A 21,617-nucleotide genomic window follows, 5' to 3' on the forward strand; every position below is an offset into this window, starting at 1 on the left:
ATTTTAATATTAAGAATATGCCTGCAAGAATTGTTGAGAATCCCAATCTTTTCAATGGGGTATTGGGGGAAGGTTTAGATATGGCAAAGGCGTTGGAAGCCCTAAACCGACTTTAATACTAAAATAATTATAAAACTAGGCCTTCTGGCGGACTCGGTTCAGAATAAAATATAACTTGAACCAAAACCTTCAAATTTAATGATCAAACGTTTTAAAAAACTACTAGGCAGGTATAGAAATCTCGATCAAATTCATATCGTGCCTTATAGAAGTTATGGTACTTATTCGCATTTATATGTCTTTGGACGGGTTTTGGATAATGAACCATTGAATATCGTCAAGGAACAGTCCATTTTTCGGACTATCAAGAATACCTACAAGCAGTTCGATAGCTTTGAAATTCCTGATGCCGAGATGGAACTGGTGGTTCCTGGAAAAGTAAATTTGAGAACGACTACCAATGATGAAGGCTACTTTCTTTTCGATAAGACTTTTGATGAAAATTTATCTGAATATGCATCCAATGAAGGTTGGATAGATTATGAAGTTCGATACTGTGAAAAGGTAGAACCTAAAACAGATGAACTGGAGAATCCAAAACGTGGGGAATTTCTTATTCCGCAGCATGATGCCGAATTCGGAGTCATAAGTGATATTGATGATACAATCCTGCATACCGGAGTTACTTCTTTTTTAAAATGGCGGCTTCTGAAGAATTCATTGCTTACAAATGCTTACAAGAGAATCCCATTAAAAGGAGCTCCGAGTCTTTACCAGAAATTACACGAGGGAACCAGTGGTAAGTTTAGAAATCCCATGTTTTACCTAAGTAATAGTCCCTGGAACATGTATGAATATCTTAAATTGTTCCTGGATCACAATAATTTCCCAAAGGGCCCCATGTTGTTACGTGATCTTCGAACTCCTTTCGAAAGTACTATAAAACCTGAAAAACCTCATAAGCAAAAAGAGATCACCAATATCTTGAAAACCTATCCAGATCTTAAATTTATCCTTATTGGTGATAGTGGTGAGCATGATGCGAGTATTTATACAGATATTGCGGCTCAGTATTCAGACCGTATAATGGCGATCTATCTAAGAAGTGTAAAACATAAAAAGCAAATGCAACGAGTGCAAAGTATCATCGATAATTTTGATACAGTACCGGTGCTAATGGTCATGAGTAGTGAGGAAGCTGAAGAACATGCGCGCGAAAATGGTTTTATAAAATAGTCCGTTTAAAAATTCAACAAAAAAAAAGTCCCTTGAAAAAGGGACTTTTTAATTTTTTGTAAATACTGATTTAGCTAGGGTCAATACTGGTTCCAACTGCGGCTCTATCCTGAACCGGAGATTTTCTTGGCATGGTTCCGAAGATCTGATCCCAAAGTGGAGAGGAAACTCCAAAAGCACGATCTGGTTCACGATAATGGTGAATACTGTGATGATGCCATAAGATCTTTAGAAAATTATCTGGTACTTTAAAAGCGTGTACAGAATAATGAACAGCCAGGTAAGCAGCGTATCCAATAAGGAAACCTGCAAGAAAACCGAATACATAGTCGCCCAGTACTGCACGATAAATGATGAATAGCACAGTTGCAATTACAAGACTAAGAACTGGAGGCATGGCCAGCCTGGATTTATCCTTTGGGTAATCATGATGTACGCCGTGCATGGTATAGCTCAATTTTTGCTTTTTAGGCGTAGTTGCCGGAATGTGATACAGATATCTATGCATTACATATTCAATAAAAGTAAAGAAGAACAGGCCTGCAAGGAATAATCCAATCATCGCCGGTGCTTCGAAACCTTTATCAATGATTCCGTAATAGATCAAAGCAACAGAGATCAATCCAAAGATGATCAATGGCAGCGATATATGCGTATGCGTTAACTTCTCCAGGATCGGGTTATCGAAAAGTTTTGGAGAACCCTTATGTTTTGGTCTTTTTAGCTTAGTGGATTCCATAGTCAATTATCATTTAAAAAAGTCCGTGTAACTGTCCGTCGATTCGGTTGATGATGTCACCAAGATCTTCAGGATTGTCCACAAAATTAATATTATCTACATCAATTATAAGCAAATTTCCTTTATTATAATCGTGTACCCAAGCTTCGTAGCGTTCATTCAGCCTGCTCAAATAGTCAATAGAAATAGAGTTCTCATAATCACGACCTCTACTATGGATCTGTTTAACAAGGTTAGGAATACTGCTTCTCAAGTAAATGAGTAGATCTGGTCCCTGAACCACACTTTCCATAAGATCAAAGAGTGACTTATAATTTTCAAAATCTCTGTTGGTCATAAGACCCATTGCATGTAAGTTCGGTGCGAAAATATAAGCATCCTCATAGATCGTACGATCCTGAATGATCTTCTGGCCACTCTCACGAATTTGAAGGATCTGCCTGAACCTGCTATTCAAAAAATAGATCTGCAGGTTAAACGACCAACGCTCCATTTTGTTGTAAAAATCTTCGAGGTAGGGGTTTTCCAGAACATCTTCAAACTGTGGTTCCCAGTTGTAATGCTTTGCTAATAATCGAGTTAATGTTGTTTTTCCTGCACCAATATTTCCTGCTATGGCTACATGCATAATTTATTTCTTAGGCTGAATTAAGGAATGTAAAGATAAAAGAATTGAGTTAAAATGGTCAATTTGATATTGCTTGGAGAAAGAAATTTTCAACAAAGACTAAATCGTTGTTGATCAATATTTTATTGAATTAAAAAAGGGGGGGTGATTTTCACTTGTCACGGCCTGGCACTATCTCAAAATTAATTGAAGTGGTTTTGTAATAACTACTGATTCGAAATAGCTTTTATATATGTAAGCCTAAAAGAATCATTTATCACGATAACCTTACCAGTTCAAAATGCTTCTTCAGAAGTATCATCGTCCTAAAGCAGAAAAGTTTGGTTGCAATTAACTTCGGAAGGATAGGGCTATAGTAGGGATTTGGAAAAATATATGAATTACAATTTTAGCTCGTCCAAAGACAATCTATTAAGTCTGTGATCATATGAAATAGCAATCCTATGCATATCAACCTGATGATCCTGTGTTTGATAAATAACATTCCGAAGAAATACGCAGCGATAGCAATTTCAGAATGTAAGGGATGAAATCCAATTCCGCAGCGATTGGGATCAAAAATTGGGGTGGCTAGTAAATGATCAATATCCACGATCATGGTAGCAGCAAGAATTGCCCAGTACTTTATCCAGTTTTCACGATCATAGAACCAGGCGATAGCGCCAATTACCAAAAAGTGCATGGAATAATGCACCAGACTCTGTAGCATCAGGATTTATTTTTTTCTTCCGGTTGTTCTCTAAGCAGTCCGTTAAGTTTACGTTCCAGGGCAACATACCTTGAAAATCCAACAATAATAAATAGGATACAGAGGAAAAGTGATAAATAACCTACCCACATCAGGCTGATGCCCTGGTAATCCTTGATTTGTAATAAAGCAAGTCCGCTAATTAGCAAATAAATAGATGCCCGAATATAGCTAAGTAATGTTCTTTCGTTGGCAAGTTTAGTTCTTTCCAAAGCGAGATGTTCACGAAGCAGTTTTTCGTCAATGATTCTGGCTTTAAAAGGGTTATGTAATTTTACTTTTCTCATAGTTCAAAAGGGAAAAACATCGGGATAATAAATGAGGCTGCGATCCAGATGATAAAGTTAAGTGGAGTTCCGAACTTTAGGAAATCTCTGAACCTATAATTTCCCGGTGCGTACACCATTGTATTCACGGGATAGCTTACCGGAGTCATAAAAGTAAGCGAACATGCGAACATGACGCCAATCAAAAAAGGTTTTTCGCTTACCTGCATTGCGCCTGCCAGACTTATTACTATAGGCGTCATAAGCGCTGCCGCAGCTTTACTGGATAGGACATTGGTGGAAAGAAAGGTGAATAAAAATATCATACTCAATGTCCATCGGGGATCCATATCGCCCAGAGTTTCAAAGACGTACTGGGAAACAATATCGGATCCACCGGTTTTTTCCAGGGCTTTTCCCATAGAAAGTACACCGGCGATCATAAATATCACTTTCCACTCAATGGCTTCGTATGCTTCCTGAGGTTTTAAAATCGTAAGTGTGACGATCAATAAGCTTCCAACCATCGCGCTAATGAGGATAGAAGTAAGGTTAAAGGCTGCCGCGGCAACTACACCAATCACGATGAGTAATGCAGGAATTGCCTTTTTGTAGTTCACATTTCTCCCCTGGTATTCTGAAAGTGTTACGATCATTTTTTCTGAAGCTAGTACCGAAATTGCTTTTTCTGAAGCGAATAACAACATCATATCACCCTCTCTAAGAACTACCCGGGAAACATCTTCGGTGATCGTTTCCTTGCGGTGGCGAATAGCTAAAACAGATGCGTAATAAGTGCTTCTGAAGTTCATTTCCCGAATGGAATTACCTGCAAGTTCAGATCCATACGGGATCATGACTTCGAAGATCTTTTTTTCTTCTGAAACTTCTGAGGCATCCTGATTAGCCTCCATTTCCTGGATACTTTCCTTGTCACCTCTTACAGAAATCCCTTTTTTTGATTTTAGCTTTGCTAAGTTTACTGGGTCCACCAGGATTCTAATCCTATCGTTTTCTCTTAAAACCGTTTCACCATTTATTTCATATACCCGGTAATGTTTTCGTTTAATTCTAAGTATCTGTATTTTATAGTCTTTAACCAGTCTGGATTGGGAAACCGGCAGATCGATATCAACATGATCATGATGCAGTTCGATCTCAGCCATATATTTTTCAGTTTGCTTTATCAGTCCGGTGTTTTCGGGCAATCCTCTTTTTGGTAATAAAATTGGCCCAAGCAGGAAGATATAAGTGAGTCCGATAGCAAGTAAGCACAGAGCAGCCATGGAAAATTCGAACATGCCGAAGGGTTCAGAACCCAGTTTTTCAGCGTAACTGCTTACCAGGATATTCGTTGAGGTTCCAATTAGAGTGCAGGTGCCACCAAATAATGCTGAAAAGGAGATAGGAATTAGAAGTCGGGCAGGGCTGATTTCGGCCTCGCGGCAAACCAGTAGTGCCACAGGAATCAGAATTGCAACTACCGCAGAATCATTAATAAAGGCAGAAAGAACAGCTGAAGTGAGACATAAGGAAACGAGTGCAGAAAAATAATTAATACGTGCAATCTTAATAAGCCTGGCACTAAGTCCGTCAATAATCCCCGATTTAAAAACGGCGGCACTTACTACGAACATACAACCAAGCGTAATGGTTGCCGGGTGATTGAATCCCGAGAAACCTTCTTCGGGACTTAGAACTCCCGAAATGATAAAAAGCGCCATGATTATAATAGAAGTAGTATCTATCGAAAAATAATCGCGCACAAACAGGATGATACCAATGATGATGATCGCAACGGTGAGATACAATTCCATCTGAATTTATTTAATATAACAACCTGATGTTCTTATTAAAGATAAGACTTCTTTTTATTACCTCATTTAATTTCTATTTTTCAGTAAAATATGAAAATGGATAAATCTAAACCAGAGTATTGGCTACGAGGCAAAGTGGAGAATGTTCCTGATCTGTTACAGCCGGCAGCACATGCATTACTTCAGTCTAAAGAAGAACTCCGTAAATATCTTACTGATTTCCCATCAGCAAAATTATGGACTAAACCTGCGGGGAGGGCATCTGTAGGGTTTCATCTTCAGCATATAGCTGGCGTGACCAACCGGTTGATCACTTATGCAAAAGGCGAACAATTGAGGGAAGCTCAGTTGCAATATTTAAAGCTGGAAGGAGAAGCTGATGCCTCCATTAGTGTTGAAGAACTAATAATTCAGGCTGAAAATGAATTGAACGCAGCGGTAGAATTTTTGAAATCTCAGAAACCTGAAGATCTAACCAATAGTGTAGAAGTAGGAAGAAAGCGAATTAAGTCAAGTTTAATTGGCGTACTTTTTCATGCTGCGGAACATTCTCAAAGACATATAGGACAAATGCTGGTAACAATATCTGTAATAAAAGACTCCTAAAATGGCAGATTCGTTAGATCAACATTGCCGCCGGAAATGATCAAACCCACTTTCTTGTTTCTAAATTTATCTTTCTGTTGAAGAATTGCCGCCAGGGCTACAGCGCTGGAGGCTTCTACTACGATCTTCATGCGTTCCCAGATCAAGCGCATTGCCGCGATGATCTCTTCTTCAGAAACCCTGATGATCTCAGCAACATGATCCCTGATTATAGGGAAGTTAACGTCTCCAAGCATTGTTTTGAGTCCGTCTGCAACGGTAAGAACAGAAGAGTTGCTTTCAATTTTTCCACTTTTTAGAGATCTCCAGGCATCATCAGCTTCCATAGGTTCTGCACCAATACAGAGACAGTTTTGAAGCAAAACATGTGTTGAGATAGCAGTTCCGGCAATCAGGCCACCGCCGCCAACCGGGCAAACGACCATATCCAGTTCAGGATGATCGAGCAATAATTCGGTTGCTGCAGTTCCCTGTCCCAGGATCACATTCATATCATTAGAAGGATGTATAAAACTTGCTCCTTTTTCTTCCATTATTCTTTTAGCTGTAGCTTCCCTATCCTGAAGAGTAGACGGACATTCTGTAATCTCCCCTCCATATGTTCGGACCGCGGCTTTTTTAACTTCTGGAGCCGAATCGGGCATTACAATGTAAGCAGGCACATTCAAACTTTTAGCTGCCAGAGACAAAGCCTGCGCAAAATTTCCTGAAGAATGTGTGACCACCCCGGCACTCTTTTCGGCTTCAGAAAGCTTTGAAATCGCATACATCGCACCGCGCATTTTGAATGCACCCATCTTTTGAAAATTCTCGCACTTAAATTGAATTTCGCAGCCGGCCATTTCGTCGATTAGCTTAGAAGTTAGAACCGGAGTTCTATGGATAAATGGCGCTATGGTCTCCAGAACTTTTAGAAGTTCTTCTTTGCTGCTATTCAAATCTTTTAGTTTTATACTAAAATAAAAAATCCCCGTGATTACGGGGATTTTTTTTATTCAGTAATTGGTATTGTTAACATGGGGATTTCAGCCTTTTTGACGAGTTCCATCGATACGCTTTCATTCAGCAGATTGTAGAGGAAACTATGTTTATGAGTTCCAACTATTAGTAGATCAACATTTAGTTTTTTAGCTTCCTCAAGAACGGTACTTACCGTTGATCCTTGAATAAGTAAGGCGTCGCTCTCAACTTCTTTGCTTATAAAACTATCGCATACCTGTTGAAGACTACGATGCTCCTCGCGATATTCTTCAGCTTGAAGATCTCTTATATATTGAGGTCCTGTTTCATAACCAACAAAATCTGGTTCTGGATCTGCTACATGCAAAACCCATAATTTCGATTCATACTTTTGAGCTAGACTATCAGCAAAAATCATTAATTCACCAATGCTATCATTGAAGTCCACCGCTACCATGATATTTTTGAATGTATCCATAGCTAATTAATTAATAACCTCTCTCCATTTCAACTTTGTTCTTAAGATCCTGGTTTTCCTTCATACGATCATAATTTTCAGCGATCTGTGGAACTACAGATTCTGGCTTGGTTACACTGGCAATATGCGGAGTTATATTGATACGATCATGTTCCCAGAATGGATGTTCTTCCGGTAATGGCTCTTCTCTGAATACATCCAGAGATGCTCCCGAAAGATGACCATTATCGATCATTTTCATTAAATCATGCTCCACCAGGTGTTCACCACGCGCAACATTGATCACATATGCACCTTCCGGCAGCATATCGAATAGATCCTCGTTCAGGATATTCTCAGTGTCTTCGGTCAAAGGAAGAAGACAAACTAAAATTTCAGAATTATTTAAAAATTCTTCCAGCTGATCTTTCCCGTAATAGCTAGTAACATTATCACAATCTTTTTCTGTTTTTGACCAACCGGACACTTTGAAAAAGTTCTTGTGTAATTTATCTGCTACAGCATTCCCCAGGACACCTAGGCCCATAATTCCAACGTTGGTATTCTGTGGTCTTTTATACTGAGATCTATCCCATTGCTTTTTATACTGCGACTTTACGTAACCATGAAGATTACGAATATGATTCATTACCTGGCTAAGTACGAAATCTCCCATATCTTCGGTAAGTGTTTCGTCTACTACCCTGGTGATCGCAACATTTTCAGGGAGCGAATTATCACTTAAAATATGATCTACACCTGCACCCATACTGGCGATTACTTTCAAATTCGGGTAATTCTTGAATAATCCTCTTGGGTGGTTCCAGGTTAGTGCAAATTCTACCTCTTCCGGCTCATGTTCTTCCGGATAGGTGTAAATATTCATTCCTGGATGTTGATTTTTCAATGCTTCTACCCATGCCTCCGAATCTCTTCCCGGAGCAACGATTAATACTGACATAAATTTTTCTTTTTCATTTAACTCACAAATGCGCTGTAACCTGTAATTGCACGGCCAACGATCAATGAATTGATTTCTTTAGTTCCTTCATAACTGTAGATCGCTTCAGCATCTGCTACAAAACGAGCTACGTCGTATTCTAATAATATTCCATTTCCACCTAGAACTTCTCTAGCTCTGCTCACTACATCACGCATTCTCATGCTACAATAAACCTTTGCAAGACTGGCGTGCTCATCTGTAAGCAGATCCTGGTCCTGCATTTCTGATAATCTAAAGCAAAGTGTTTGCATTGCCGTAAGATTGGAAAGCATTTCCACAAGATGATTTTGAATAAGCTGAAAAGAGGCAATAGGTCTCCCAAACTGTTCTCTTTTTTTGGTGTATTTCAAAGCACTTTCATAAGCACCTCTGGCACAACCAACCGCCTGCCATGCAACTCCGGCTCTGGTCATTCTAAGAACATTGGCAGTATCTTTAAAAGAATTAGCGTTCTGCAACCTGTCACCTTCAGGGATCTTGCAATCCTTTAGAGTGATTAGTGCGTTTTGCACGATCCTCAATGCCATTTTATCCTGGATCTTTTCTGCTGAAAAACCTGGGTTTTCCTTACGTACCAGGAAACCTTTTACTCTGCCAGAGTCAAGATCCCGAGCCCAGATAACAATTACATCAGCGAAAGTGGCGTTTCCTATCCATTTTTTCTGACCATTCAATACCCAGTTCTCTCCATCAAATTTGCAGGTAGTTTCGAGTCCGCCAGCGACTCCAGAACCAACATTGGGTTCGGTAAGGCCAAAGGCACCGATCTTTTCCATTTTTGCCATTTGTGGTAACCATTCCTGTTTCTGTTCTTCACTTCCGCATAGATAAATGGAACCCATGGCGAGACCACTGTGAACTCCAAAGAAGGTAGAGATTGAAACGTCTACACGTGCAATTTCCTGAGCTATGATACCTTCCATCAAAAATGGCATGTTTGGACATCCATATCCTTCATAAGGAACGCCAACAATATTCAGTTTGCTGAATTTTTTGATCACCTCAAATGGAAACTGATCTTTCTTCCAGTATTCATTTACTAAAGGGCGAATCTCGTCTTCCATGAAATTTCTAACCTTAAGCTGAATTTCCCGTTGTTCCGGCGTAAGCTTGAGATCCAGATTATAAAAATCACCATCGATAGGAGGCAGGTCGTGCTGACCTTTCTTCTTCTTGGTTTTTAACATTTTCATTAATCCGGCGAGTTGACGGTCGTCAAGTTTGCCCAAAGTTTTCATCGCTTCAGCTAGATCAATCTTTTGATTGATCTTAGCTAGCTGATCCAGATCAACCGATTTTAGAAGGTTAACCGTATCACGAACTTTTTTAAATAAAGACATAGAAATTCCTCTTGGTGGAATTTCAATTTAGGAATTAAAACCGCGTTCGCTTGTTAAGGTTTTCCGAAGAATTGATAAAAAATATCGCGCTTTTCCATAATTATTTAGGGAAAGTTTACAATATCTGCTTTCCTGATATATCGAAGCATTCTATAATTTTAGAGAAACCTTTAAAATCAATAATTATGGAACATCCACAGGAAAAATATCCAAAACCACCATTTGAAAATCTCAACCAGAGTGAACCGGGAACAGAAAGTAGCATAGATCCGGATACAGATCATGGTGAAAAATCCTATAAAGGTTCAGGTAAACTGAAAGGCAGAAACGCGATCATTACCGGGGCTGATAGCGGAATTGGAAGAGCAGTCGCAATTGCTTTTGCCAGGGAAGGGGCCAATGTCTTGATCTCTTATCTTGAAGAACACGAGGATGCTAAAGAAACAGCCCGACTCGTAGAAGAGGCAGGGAAAAAAGCAGTTTTAGTTCCGGGAGATATTGGTGATCAGGCACATTGTAAAAGTATAGTAGAAAAGGCTATTGCTGAATTTGGCCAGATCGATATCCTGGTAAATAATGCTGCTTACCAGATGGCGAGAGAGTCTTTGCAGGAAATTTCAGCAGAAGAATGGGACTACACCTTTAAAACGAATATTTACTCCCTGTTCTATTTATGTAAAGCGGCCGAACCTCATATGAAACCGGGCAGTACTATTGTGAATACCACTTCAGTAAATGCATACAATCCACGTCCAGATCTTCTGGCCTATGCTGCTACTAAAGGTGCGATACAGAATATTACAGCGAGTATGGGACAATTGCTGGCAGACAAAGGGATTCGGGTGAATTGTGTTGCTCCGGGGCCAATCTGGACTCCGCTTATCCCGGCAACCATGCCAAACGATGTGGTGAAGAATTTTGGAGGTAATACCCCTATGAAACGACCGGGACAACCAGCAGAATTGGCGGCAGCTTTTGTTTTGCTAGCTTCCGAAGATTCTAGTTATATGACTGGCTCAACGGTACAGGTCACTGGAGGCCAGTACACGATTTAAGCGAAATTAAAAAGCCGCTATTAAAGCGGCTTATTTTATTATTTATCCATTTTTCGAATAATCTCACGAAGCAATTCGTTTTGTTGCTCGCGTAAATGTATAAATCTGGAAACCCATTTATAAATAAGATATAGTACAGAGCCTATTATCAGAAAATACAATAAAACTATTAAAATTGGAAAAAGTGATATAAAATCCATTGCTAAAATTTGAATTATAAATATATCAAATTATTTCAAATCGAAACTCTCTTTGATCTTGTCCACATAATCCAGTTTCTCCCAGGTAAATAGTTCCACTTCCTTGGTGATCTTACCATTATACGGACTTTCAAAAACCTTGGTTTCTGTACGCGGAGTTTTTCCCATATGTCCATATGCAGCAGTTTCCCGGTAAATTGGATTTCTTAACTTCAGTCGTTCCTCGATCGCAGCTGGTCTCATATCAAAGATCTTACGAACCTTTTCAGCAATTTCACCATCAGAAAGATCTGTATTGTTTTTTCCGTAGGTATAAACCGAAATAGAAGTTGGTTCCACCACTCCAATTGCATAAGATACCTGTACCAAAATTTCAGGAGCTACACCCGCAGCTACCAGGTTCTTGGCAATATGTCTGGAAGCATACGCAGCAGATCTATCTACTTTAGAAGGATCTTTTCCTGAGAATGCACCACCACCGTGAGCACCTTTTCCACCATAGGTATCTACGATAATTTTTCTTCCGGTGAGACCTGCATCACCATGCGGACCTCCAATTACGAACTTACCTGTAGGATTAATATGGTAAATAATATCATCATTAAACAATTCCTGGACATAATCTGGCAGTTGTTTCTTAACTCTTGGGATAAGAATCTCAACCATATCCTTTTTAATCTTCGTCAGCATTTTCTCATCATCCTGGTCAAAATCATCATGCTGAGTAGAAACCACGATCGCAACGATTCTTTCTGGTACGTTGTCATCGCTATATTCAATAGTCACCTGGCTCTTGGAATCAGGTCGTAGATATTCGATATCCTTTCCTTCTCTTCTAAGTTTAGCCAGTTCAATAAGGATACGATGTGAAATATCCAATGCCAGCGGCATATAGTTTTCAGTTTCATTGGTCGCATAACCAAACATCATTCCTTGGTCACCAGCACCCTGTTCCTCCTTCTTTCCACGATCCACACCCTGGTAAATATCCTGGGACTGTTCGTGAATAAGGGAGATCACACCGCAACTATCACCACTAAATTTGTAAGCACCTTTTGTATAACCAATATCATTGATCACATCACGTGCGATATTTTGAACATCCAGGTATGTATTACTACGTACTTCACCAGCAAGTACTACCTGCCCGGTTGTAACCAGAGTTTCGCAAGCTACTTTCGATTCGCCATCGAAGGCAAGAAAATTATCCAGTAACGTATCACTAATTTGATCTGCAATTTTATCCGGGTGTCCTTCAGATACACTTTCTGAAGTAAATAAATAAGCCATTCAATTACTTTTTAAGTTTATAAGAATGGAAAAATTTGACGTGGGAAGCTAAAAAGGAGTGTAATTACCATTCTGCTTTAGCATTTTAAAACATCTATGTGATGTAGAGGGTTGCAATCAGTCAAATCTATCCCTTTCAATAAGTTGATACAAATGTATAAAATTTAAAAGGATAGCAAATCGATTTAACGCCATTTTAAAGGACGTGGAATTACAGTTGTATTTTTCGGAATAATCAGGGCGTTGCGCTTCGCCCGTTCCGGTCTCGCGCCGGGCTTTCGCGACTCGCTTTTTGGTTCGAAAAAGAACCAAAAGAGCTCGAACAACTCGCTCAATCCCTAACGCAACCAAAAAAAAATATACTTTGTAACTATCAGTATTTATGCGTGTTGCACTTTATAAATTCTAGAAGGCTAAAAAAATATGTACGCAAAAGCTTGGATAATAAAAAACTCTGCCGTTATCTTTGTAAAACAATTTTAGAACAATGTACAGAACAGTTTGCAATATGATGATGTGTATGATGTGGAGAACTTCCGCAGCGCATCTTATTGCATAATTCTGAAAGAATATATATTGCAAAAAGCCGCTGCCAACCGCAGCGGTTTTTTTATTGCCAAAATTGAAATTAGAACACAAAACTTTACAATTATGAAATTACAGGTAACAGCTAAAAATATGATGAACCTGCGCACGATGATGTGTATGTGCAGCATGTATAGCTATTACCTGAACTCGAGAATATAGATTTTAAAAAGGAATCAATTCAAAAGTCCCCCTGGTAATAGCATATCAGGGGGACTTTTTTATTTCAATCAATTTCAATTTTTAAAAATTTATATCATGAGTACTCAAAAATTTTCAACACAGGCATTACATTCAGGACACGATACAACTCAAAATGGAGGGACCAGAGCGGTACCAATTTACCAGACCAGTTCCTATGTTTTCAACGATAGTCAGCATGCGGCAGATCTATTTTCTCTTGCAAAGCCAGGTTTTATTTATACCCGTTTAAACAATCCCACCAATGATGTGCTGGAACAAAGACTGGCAGCGCTGGAAGGTGGAATTGGAGCAGTGGTTACGGCATCTGGAACTGCTGCGATCAATACTGCATTACTAACTTTACTAAAGGCTGGCGATCATATTGTAGCTAGCAGCAGCTTGTATGGTGGGACTTTCAACCTTTTACAAAATACATTGCCAAGGTTTGGCATAACAACCACGTTTGTGGATCCACGTGATGCTGCCAATTTCAAAAAAGCAACACAGGAAAATACCCGGGTATTTTTCGTTGAATCGCTGGGGAATCCAAAACTGGATGTTCTGGACCTGGAAGCAATTTCCAAAGAGGCAAAGGAATTCAAAGTGCCGTTTATCGTGGATAATACCGTAGCCACACCTTACCTTTTGAATCCAATAGATTACGGAGCAGATATCGTAATACACTCTCTAACCAAGTATATTGGCGGGAATGGAACCAGTCTTGGAGGAGTGATTATTGACGCTGGTAAGTTCGACTGGTCCAGTGGAAAATTTCCTGAGTTTACCGAGCCATCTCCGGGTTATCACGGATTAGTTTATCACGAAGCATTGCAGGAAGCTGCATTCATAGCTAAAGTAAGGATTGAAGGATTGCGTGATCATGGTGCGGCACTTAGTCCGTTTAACGCATTCCAGATCATCCAGGGACTGGAAACCCTAAAAGTTAGAATTAACGAACATAGCAAAAATGCCCTGGAACTAGCCACCTGGCTGGAGCAGCAAGAGGAAGTGGAATGGGTGAATTATCCCGGTTTGGAGTCTAGCGAATACTACGATATCGCTCAGCAGTATTTACCAAAAGGGCAAAGCGGACTCGTGACTTTCGGAATCAAAGGAGGTTATGAAGTCGCTAAAAAAGTAGTAGATGCATCAAAGGTATTTTCACTGCTTGCCAATATTGGAGATACTAAATCCCTTATTATTCATCCAGCCAGTACCACTCACCAGCAGTTGAAAGACGAAGAACAATTATCTGCCGGGGTAAAGCCGGATCTTATAAGACTTTCAGTAGGACTGGAAGATACAGAGGATCTTAAAGCAGATTTGAAGCAGGCGTTCGCTCAGGTTACTCAACAATCACTTGTATAATTTTAGTTTGGTTTAATCGCCGGAGCCTGTATACAATGTATGCGGCTCCGGTTTAACCTCAATATTATGTTACAACAAATAAGAATAACAGGTTTTAGGAATAGTGCCGGCAGCGTTCAGAACATTGATGTTTGTTTCCAGTTATTTGGCAGAAAACTGGGCACCGCTCCGGTAATTCTGGTGAATCATGCCCTTACCGGTAATGCTCAGGTTTGCGGTTCCGGAGGCTGGTGGAGTGATATAGTGGGGCCTGGAGCTAGTATAGATACAGATCAATTTTCCATTATTTGCATCAACATTCCTGGTAATGGAATTCTGAAGAATGATGAAGATAACTTTCATAATTATAAGGAGTTTACCTTGAATGATATTGCAAGAATCCAGGTTAAAGTTCTGGAACACTCAAATATAACTGAGCTATTTGCCATTATTGGAGCTTCTATTGGCGGGGCACTGGCCTGGCAGCTGGCAGCTTTAAAACCAGACCTTGCTTTACACGTGATTCCAATCGCTACAGATCTTAAATCTACAGACTGGCTTCTGGCAAATTGCAAAATTCAGGACAGGATTTTGAATAATAGTGAGAATCCATTGGAGGATGCGCGTATGCATGCAATGACTTTTTATCGCACGCCACAATCGCTTAGCTACAAATTCAGAAATGAAAAAGACGAAACTACGAATAGTTTTAAGGTCGAAAACTGGCTGGAGCATCACGGGAGTAAACTTAGATCACGCTTTAGTTTAAGTTCCTATAAGTTGATGAACCATTTATTGACTACGATCAATATTTCAAACGATTCACAAAGCGCCATTGAAGTTGCCGCAAGGGTTAAGGGCCATATACATATGATCACCATAGATACGGATCTTTTTTTCCTGGCAGAAGAAAATTGGAACACTTATGTAGAGCTGTCACTATTCAAGAATAATGTTAGTATTCACGAGATCAAATCTATTCATGGACATGATGCATTTTTAATTGAAACTGACCAGGTAGCCAAATTTTTAGAACCCATATTTCAACAAAAAAACTACACAAATGAAAATAATAAATCTCGCTCTGTTTGGGCCGGGTAAGGTTGGGAGTAAATTAATTCAGCAGATCATCGCTGCGAAAGATCAACTTCTAAGAAATTCAGACCTGGAGATCAGGATCATTTTGATTGCCGATTCCAGTTATTTGATCACTGATCATCTAGGTTTTAATGAACACTGGAAAGAACGGTTTAGCAAGGAAAAACACTCTTACCAATTCCGGGATATCCTGAAATATTTAGAAAATAATGCATTCACTAATCTAATTTCCATAGACACAACGGCAAGTGATAGTTTACCGGAGAATTATATTGATTTGATCGAACATGGGAGTCATATTGTAGCCGCGAATAAAGCTGCCAATACTCTAAGTCTGGATTTTTACAAGCAGTTAAGAACAGTTTTGAAAAAACACAATAGATTATTCCAGTATGAAACCAATGTCGGAGCTGGCTTGCCAGTAGTGGAAACCATTAAAAGTCTGTATGATTCTGGTGAGCAGGTAACCAGGATTCGGGGAGTTTTTTCAGGTTCACTCAGCTATATCTTTAATACCTATTCAAAGCAGAATGTTCAATTTTCAGAAGTGCTTCGGAAGGCCGGTGATTTTGGTTATACCGAGCCAGATGCACGGGTGGATCTTAGCGGGAAGGATGTAGCCAGAAAATTATTAATTCTTGCACGTGAACTTGAGCTAAAGAAAGAGCTGGAAGAAGTAAGTATTCAATCTTTACTTCCTACATCCTTGAATGGTGGGACCAGTTTACAGCATTTTCAGAAGCAAGTTTCAATTCTGGATGATATTTTTCAGAAGCATAAAGATGAGAACAAGAGCGGAGAAGTATTGCGTTATGTGGGGGAACTCAATGTAGAAAATGGAAGTTTGCAAACCAGGTTGATCTCAGCGAATGCTGCAACTCCGCTTGGCCAGATTGATGGAACCGATAATATTTTTGAGATCTATTCTGAATCCTATAAAGAGTTTCCACTGGTTATACAAGGAGCAGGCGCAGGAATTGATGTTACCGCACGAGGCGTTTTTAGCGATATTCTGAAGATAAACAAGCAATTAAATTAAAGTAATGGCAGAATTTGAAACCATCGCGGTACGAATGCAACTGGAACGAACACAATTTCAGGAGCACTCCACACCTATGTATCTAACATCCAGCTATGTCTTTGAAGATTCAGAAGATATGCGCGCAAGTTTTGCTGAAGAGAAGGAACGGAATATTTACAGTCGCTATTCAAATCCTAATACTTCAGAATTTATTGACAAGGTGGTGCAGATGGAAGGAGCTGAAGATGGATTTGCTTTTGCGACAGGTATGGCTGCAGTATTCTCTACTTTGGCAGCCTTACTGGAAAGCGGTGATCATGTAGTTTCATCTCGTTCTGTATTTGGTTCAACTCACGGATTATTCACTAAATATTTTCCTAAATGGAACATTTCACATGATTATTTTGATGTGAATGCGCCGGAAGATATTGAAAGTTTGATCAAACCTGAAACAAAAATCCTGTTTGCTGAATCACCTACCAATCCTGGTGTTGATATTCTGGACCTGGAATTACTCGGGAATATTGCCAGAAAACATGATCTCATTTTGATCATAGATAATTGCTTTGCGACTCCATATTTGCAGAATCCTATAAAATTTGGAGCAGACCTGGTAATACATTCGGCTACAAAGTTGATGGATGGACAGGGCAGAGTCCTTGGTGGTATTACAGTAGGTAATCATAAACTAATTCGTGAGATCTATCTTTTTAGCAGGAATACGGGTCCGGCACTGTCGCCATTTAATGCCTGGGTTTTATCAAAAAGTCTGGAAACACTGTCTATTAGACTAGAGAAACATTGTGAAAATGCGCTAAAGGTTGCAGAGTTTCTTGAGTCTTCACCTCAGGTAGAAACCGTAAAATATCCGTTCTTGAAATCTCATTCACAATATGAAGTGGCAAGAAAACAAATGAAACTGGGAGGTAATGTAGTGGCATTCCAGATCAAAGGCGGACTGGAAGCAGGTAGAAGATTTATCGACGGACTGCAAATGTGTTCAAGATCTGCAAATTTAGGAGATACAAGGACGATCGTGACTCATCCTGCTTCCACAACACATAGTAAATTAAGTGAAGTAGAGTTGGAAGCGGTAGGAATCTCAGAAAGCCTGGTTAGAATTTCGGTTGGTCTGGAACATGTGAAAGATATTATTGATGATCTTAAAAAGGCCTTGCAGGAATAGCATTAGCAGTCGGAAATTTTTTATTTTCGTTTCATGCTTTCCAAAAAGACCAAGTATGGCATCAAAGCGCTAACATACATAGCGCGAAAAGATGAAAAATTCCCTGTTCAGGCTTCTGAAATTTCAGAAAGTGAGAATATTTCTCAGAAGTTCCTGGAGAGTATTATGCTGGAACTCAGAAAATCTGGCTTTCTAGGATCAAAGAAGGGTAAAGGTGGAGGTTATTATTTAATAAAAAAGCCTTCAGAAATTAAGATGACCGCAGTGATCAGGGTACTGGAAGGACCCATTGCCATGGTTCCATGTGTGAGCCTTAATTACTATGAAAAATGCGATGACTGTCCAGATGAGGACACCTGTTCTGTTCATAAATTAATGATACAGGTTAGAGATGCATCGCTGAATGTACTTGGAGAGAATACGCTTGCAGACATTGCCTTAAAGCAATGACAAGGGTGTTAAAATAAAATTTTACAGAGAAATAAATTGGTGTTTAAATAAACGAAGTCTAGTTTTGCTTAAAACCCAGTAAACCGATAGGATTATAGTTTTTAATGAAGAAAGTATGTTGATGTTACTGAATCAAACTAAAGAAAAAAGTACCTATAAAAAAGATAGGACTACAGAACGACCGCTTCGAAGTATTCTAAAAACTATTAGTTGGAGAATAGTTGGAACCCTGGATACGGTCATGATTGCATGGTTTCTTACTGGAAAAATAGAAACCGCTCTCGCAATTGGATCTGTAGAACTGGTGACAAAAATGATCCTGTACTTTGGTCACGAACGGCTTTGGAATTTAATCCCCTATGGCAAAGATTAGCTTTAAATAGTAGCGAACCGGAAATTATACTAATGCGAAATAGTAACTGGTTATTCGCAATTGACCAGAATTAAATCATAAAGACAGATGAGAAAGTTTAGCGATTCAGAAATAGAAAAACTTAACAGTCAGTTACGGGGTGTAGCTCCTTCAGAAATAATTCAATGGGTTTTAGCATTAAGTAATAATCCAGTAGTTACTACCAATTTCAGACCTTATGAAGCAGCAATCTTACATGCCTGTACTCAGGTAGAAAGTACTATGAAGATAATTTGGTGCGACACAGGTTACAATACCCTGCCTACCTATAAACATGCTCAATTTCTTATAGATCATTTAGATCTTAATGTAAAACTCTACATACCAAAAGAAACGGCTGCTTATAGAGACGCATTTTTTAGCGGTATTCCTGGTGTAGATTCTCCAGATCATGAGGAATTTACCAGGCAGGTAAAACTGGAACCTTTTCAAAGAGCAATGACTGAACAAAATCCTGACGTGTGGTTTACGAATCTCAGAAAAGGACAGACAAATTTTAGAGATAGCATCGATATTCTAAGTTATAGTAAGGACGGTCTTCTGAAGGTTAGTCCTTTTTACCACTGGTCAGACGAAAAATTAGATGGGTATTTAAGAGAGCATAAGCTACCGAATGAATTCAAGTATTTCGACCCTACAAAAGTATTAGATAACAGAGAGTGTGGTTTACACACCTAAAAGTTTAAAAATGAGTTCGATTTTAAATCAAAATACGTTAGAAAGCGAAGCTATTTACATCTTGCGGGAAGTTGTGGCTCAGTTCGAAAATCCCGTGCTATTGTTTTCGGGTGGTAAGGATTCTATCACTTTGTTACGCTTAGCGCAAAAAGCCTTCTATCCTGCCAGGATTCCTTTTCCATTAATGCACATAGATACCGGTCACAACTTTCCTGAAACTATCGAGTTCAGAGATCGATTAGTTGAAGAACTTGGACTGAACCTTATTGTACGAAAAGTTCAGGATGATATTGACAGCGGAGTTTCTATTGAAGAAAAAGGCAGGTATTCCAGCAGGAATTCATTGCAAACCAATACTCTTTTGAGTGCCATTGAAGAATATAAGTTCGATGCATGTATAGGTGGCGCAAGAAGGGATGAAGAAAAAGCTCGTGCTAAAGAGAGAATTTTTTCAGTAAGAAATAACTTTGGAGAATGGGATGAAAAGAACCAACGACCGGAGGTTTTTGATATGCTAAATGGTCGTATTGATATGGGCCAGAATGTTAGAGTATTTCCAATTTCTAACTGGACAGAGCTGGATGTATGGAGTTATATAGATGCTGAAAAGATTGAAATTCCTTCCATTTATTTCGCTCATGAGAGGGAGATTTTTGAAAGAGACGGGTTGATTTGGACAGCTTCAGAACACGTTTACAAAGACGATCATGAGATTACAGAAATGAAAACCGTTCGATTTAGAACTGTGGGAGATATAACCTGTACGGCTGCAGTGGAATCTGGAGCAGATACCGTAGAAAAGATTATCAAGGAAATAAGGGAGTCAGCTATTTCAGAAAGAGGTGCAAGAATCGATGATAAAAGATCTGAGGCCGCCATGGAAACAAGAAAGCAACAAGGTTATTTCTAAAATAAAGAATAGAATGGAAGTATTAAAAATAGCAACAGCAGGAAGCGTTGATGATGGTAAAAGTACACTCATTGGCAGACTGCTTTACGATACCAAATCTTTAACTTCAGATAAACTTGAAGCCATTGATAGGGTGAGTAAGAAAAATGGTCTGGACTATTTGGATTTCTCACTAGCCACAGATGGTCTCGTAGCAGAAAGAGAACAGGGGATAACCATAGATGTGGCTCATATCTACTTTTCAACACCAAAGAAAAGTTATATTATCGCCGATACTCCGGGGCATATTGAATATACACGGAATATGGTGACCGGTGCATCAACTTCGCAAGCTTCAATTATACTTATAGATGCCAGAAAGGGAGTTATCGAACAAACATACCGGCACTTTTTTATAAATAATTTGTTGAGGGTCAAAGAAGTTATAGTCGCTATTAACAAAATGGATCTTGTCAATTACTCTGAAGATGTATTCAATGACATCATTACGGAATTTGATGAATTGAGAAGTAAAAGTGATTTCCAGGATCAGAAACTCACCTTTGTTCCGGTGAGCGCTTTATGGGGAGAGAATATTGCTGAAAAATCTACTGCAATGTCTTGGTATCAAGGGCAAACCATACTGGAACATCTCGAAGATCTCAAAGCTGAAGATTTTGCGGAAGAAAGTCAGGCCAGGTTTGCTGTTCAAACAGTGATAAGACCTAAAACCGAAGAATTTCATGATTATCGAGGATATGCTGGAAAAATTAGTGGTAATAGTTTGAGAGTAGGAGATGAAGTAACCGTATTGCCATCCTTGACGACCTCTAAAATCAAAGACATTCATTTTTTTGAAGAAACGTTTGATGAAGCTCCAGCAGGAAGTTCTGTAACTATTAGCCTGGCAGATGATATAAATGTCGCCAGAGGAGATATGCTGGTGAAAACCAAAGAGGTTCCTGAAGAAACAAAAGTTGTGGATGCCATGGTTTGCTGGATGGATAATCATCCTTTGGTTCCGGGCAAAAAATATGTTTTACAACATAATACTAACGGTGTTCTGGCTAAAATAGATAAAGTAGAAAGTCATATCGATTCGAATTTTGGAGCCGAAGAGAATGTAACTTCTTTGAGTCTAAATGATATTGGTAGCGTAAAGATCAAACTAAGTAAACCTATTTATGTCGACAGTTATAATACGAATCGAACAAATGGTCGATTTATTCTTATAGATACTCAAACTAATACCACGGCCGGAGTAGGATTTATAAAATAATATCACCAAAAAATGAACAACCTCAATATCAACATTTTATCAAATATGTGTATGTGCTATTCGCCTCATACTTAGAAGTCCATTTTATAAACTGAATTATAAAAAGTCCTTTTAAGTGTCATTCTTAAAAGGACTTTTTTCATT

The 21,617-nt window shown here is 39.1% G+C and carries 22 protein-coding genes; 12 read left to right on the top strand and 10 right to left on the bottom strand.

Translation table 11 applies throughout. The features are described from left to right. The first annotated feature begins 198 nt into the window (after positions 1-198). Complete coding sequence (locus ACNI3T_RS09925; protein ID WP_418227652.1) at positions 199-1,236, top strand: App1 family protein; 1,038 nt, start codon at positions 199-201, stop codon at positions 1,234-1,236. Positions 1,237-1,306: 70 nt separating this feature from the next. Here ACNI3T_RS09925 and ACNI3T_RS09930 read toward each other — a convergent pair whose 3' ends face one another. The 5 genes from ACNI3T_RS09930 to ACNI3T_RS09950 form a co-directional block, all read right to left on the bottom strand. Further along, on the bottom strand, positions 1,307-1,975 hold the full coding sequence (locus ACNI3T_RS09930; protein ID WP_322301029.1) for a sterol desaturase family protein: 669 nt from the start codon (positions 1,973-1,975) through the stop codon (positions 1,307-1,309). 13 nt (positions 1,976-1,988) lie between these two features. Beyond that, the gene (locus ACNI3T_RS09935) at positions 1,989-2,603 is read right to left on the bottom strand and encodes a deoxynucleoside kinase (RefSeq protein WP_141878609.1); all 615 of its coding nucleotides are present in this window, start codon (positions 2,601-2,603) and stop codon (positions 1,989-1,991) included. A 388-nt stretch (positions 2,604-2,991) separates the two neighbouring features. After that, positions 2,992-3,312, bottom strand: coding sequence for a DUF6122 family protein (locus ACNI3T_RS09940; RefSeq protein WP_418227653.1), 321 nt, complete (start codon positions 3,310-3,312; stop codon positions 2,992-2,994). Further along, positions 3,312-3,638, bottom strand: a complete 327-nt coding sequence (locus ACNI3T_RS09945) for a DUF202 domain-containing protein (RefSeq protein WP_322301027.1) — start codon at positions 3,636-3,638, stop codon at positions 3,312-3,314. The genes ACNI3T_RS09940 and ACNI3T_RS09945 overlap by 1 nt, the downstream gene beginning before the upstream one ends. Next, the gene (locus tag ACNI3T_RS09950) at positions 3,635-5,434 is read right to left on the bottom strand and encodes an SLC13 family permease (protein WP_322301026.1); all 1,800 of its coding nucleotides are present in this window, start codon (positions 5,432-5,434) and stop codon (positions 3,635-3,637) included. Before ACNI3T_RS09950 ends, ACNI3T_RS09945 begins: the two co-directional genes overlap by 4 nt. A 96-nt stretch (positions 5,435-5,530) precedes the next feature. Here ACNI3T_RS09950 and ACNI3T_RS09955 point away from each other — a divergent pair, with 96 nt between their 5' ends. Next, positions 5,531-6,040 carry a DinB family protein gene (locus tag ACNI3T_RS09955; RefSeq protein ID WP_418227654.1) on the top strand — a complete coding sequence of 170 codons (510 nt, stop codon included), beginning with the start codon at positions 5,531-5,533 and terminating at the stop codon, positions 6,038-6,040. On the opposite strand, the gene ACNI3T_RS09960 is transcribed toward ACNI3T_RS09955, so the two are convergent. The 4 genes from ACNI3T_RS09960 to ACNI3T_RS09975 are packed head-to-tail and all read right to left on the bottom strand — an operon-like array spanning position 6,037 to position 9,800. Then, on the bottom strand, positions 6,037-6,978 hold the full coding sequence (locus ACNI3T_RS09960; RefSeq protein ID WP_418227655.1) for a threonine ammonia-lyase: 942 nt from the start codon (positions 6,976-6,978) through the stop codon (positions 6,037-6,039). The genes ACNI3T_RS09955 and ACNI3T_RS09960 overlap by 4 nt on opposite strands. A gap of 53 nt (positions 6,979-7,031) precedes the next feature. Then, the gene (locus ACNI3T_RS09965; protein WP_418227656.1) at positions 7,032-7,478 is read right to left on the bottom strand and encodes a universal stress protein; all 447 of its coding nucleotides are present in this window, start codon (positions 7,476-7,478) and stop codon (positions 7,032-7,034) included. A 10-nt stretch (positions 7,479-7,488) separates the two neighbouring features. Next, complete coding sequence (locus ACNI3T_RS09970; RefSeq protein ID WP_418227657.1) at positions 7,489-8,418, bottom strand: 2-hydroxyacid dehydrogenase; 930 nt, start codon at positions 8,416-8,418, stop codon at positions 7,489-7,491. Between the two features lie 17 nt (positions 8,419-8,435). After that, complete coding sequence (locus tag ACNI3T_RS09975) at positions 8,436-9,800, bottom strand: acyl-CoA dehydrogenase family protein (protein ID WP_322301022.1); 1,365 nt, start codon at positions 9,798-9,800, stop codon at positions 8,436-8,438. A 185-nt stretch (positions 9,801-9,985) separates the two neighbouring features. On the opposite strand from ACNI3T_RS09975, the gene ACNI3T_RS09980 reads away from it, so the two are divergent. Further along, the gene (locus tag ACNI3T_RS09980; RefSeq protein WP_418227658.1) at positions 9,986-10,855 is read left to right on the top strand and encodes an SDR family oxidoreductase; all 870 of its coding nucleotides are present in this window, start codon (positions 9,986-9,988) and stop codon (positions 10,853-10,855) included. Between the two features lie 230 nt (positions 10,856-11,085). Here ACNI3T_RS09980 and metK read toward each other — a convergent pair whose 3' ends face one another. Beyond that, entirely contained in the window at positions 11,086-12,345 is a 1,260-nt protein-coding gene (gene metK, locus ACNI3T_RS09985; RefSeq protein ID WP_418227659.1) for a methionine adenosyltransferase, read from the bottom strand. A gap of 843 nt (positions 12,346-13,188) precedes the next feature. Here metK and ACNI3T_RS09990 point away from each other — a divergent pair. From ACNI3T_RS09990 to ACNI3T_RS10030, 9 genes are all read left to right on the top strand, one after another. Beyond that, positions 13,189-14,481, top strand: a complete 1,293-nt coding sequence (locus ACNI3T_RS09990) for an O-acetylhomoserine aminocarboxypropyltransferase/cysteine synthase family protein (protein ID WP_322301019.1) — start codon at positions 13,189-13,191, stop codon at positions 14,479-14,481. Between the two features lie 66 nt (positions 14,482-14,547). Continuing rightward, positions 14,548-15,561, top strand: a complete 1,014-nt coding sequence (locus ACNI3T_RS09995; RefSeq protein WP_418227660.1) for an alpha/beta fold hydrolase — start codon at positions 14,548-14,550, stop codon at positions 15,559-15,561. Continuing rightward, positions 15,524-16,597 (top strand): homoserine dehydrogenase family protein, encoded by a 1,074-nt coding sequence (locus ACNI3T_RS10000; RefSeq protein WP_418227661.1) that lies wholly within the window; start codon positions 15,524-15,526, stop codon positions 16,595-16,597. The genes ACNI3T_RS09995 and ACNI3T_RS10000 overlap by 38 nt, the downstream gene beginning before the upstream one ends. 4 nt (positions 16,598-16,601) lie before the next feature. Beyond that, positions 16,602-17,765: a trans-sulfuration enzyme family protein gene (locus ACNI3T_RS10005; protein WP_418227662.1), complete on the top strand. Its 1,164-nt coding sequence runs from the start codon at positions 16,602-16,604 to the stop codon at positions 17,763-17,765. Positions 17,766-17,798: 33 nt separating this feature from the next. Next, positions 17,799-18,215 carry an RrF2 family transcriptional regulator gene (locus ACNI3T_RS10010; protein ID WP_418227663.1) on the top strand — a complete coding sequence of 139 codons (417 nt, stop codon included), beginning with the start codon at positions 17,799-17,801 and terminating at the stop codon, positions 18,213-18,215. Between the two features lie 115 nt (positions 18,216-18,330). After that, on the top strand, positions 18,331-18,588 hold the full coding sequence (locus tag ACNI3T_RS10015) for a DUF2061 domain-containing protein (protein WP_089661410.1): 258 nt from the start codon (positions 18,331-18,333) through the stop codon (positions 18,586-18,588). An 87-nt stretch (positions 18,589-18,675) separates the two neighbouring features. Beyond that, positions 18,676-19,305, top strand: coding sequence for a phosphoadenosine phosphosulfate reductase domain-containing protein (locus tag ACNI3T_RS10020; RefSeq protein ID WP_418227664.1), 630 nt, complete (start codon positions 18,676-18,678; stop codon positions 19,303-19,305). Positions 19,306-19,315: 10 nt separating this feature from the next. Further along, positions 19,316-20,215, top strand: coding sequence for a sulfate adenylyltransferase subunit CysD (cysD, locus tag ACNI3T_RS10025; RefSeq protein WP_418227665.1), 900 nt, complete (start codon positions 19,316-19,318; stop codon positions 20,213-20,215). Between the two features lie 13 nt (positions 20,216-20,228). Then, entirely contained in the window at positions 20,229-21,473 is a 1,245-nt protein-coding gene (locus ACNI3T_RS10030; RefSeq protein WP_418227666.1) for a sulfate adenylyltransferase subunit 1, read from the top strand. Positions 21,474-21,617 lie beyond the last annotated feature (144 nt).

The organism is Christiangramia qingdaonensis, from assembly GCF_048381525.1.
Classification (GTDB): Bacteria; Bacteroidota; Bacteroidia; order Flavobacteriales; family Flavobacteriaceae; genus Christiangramia.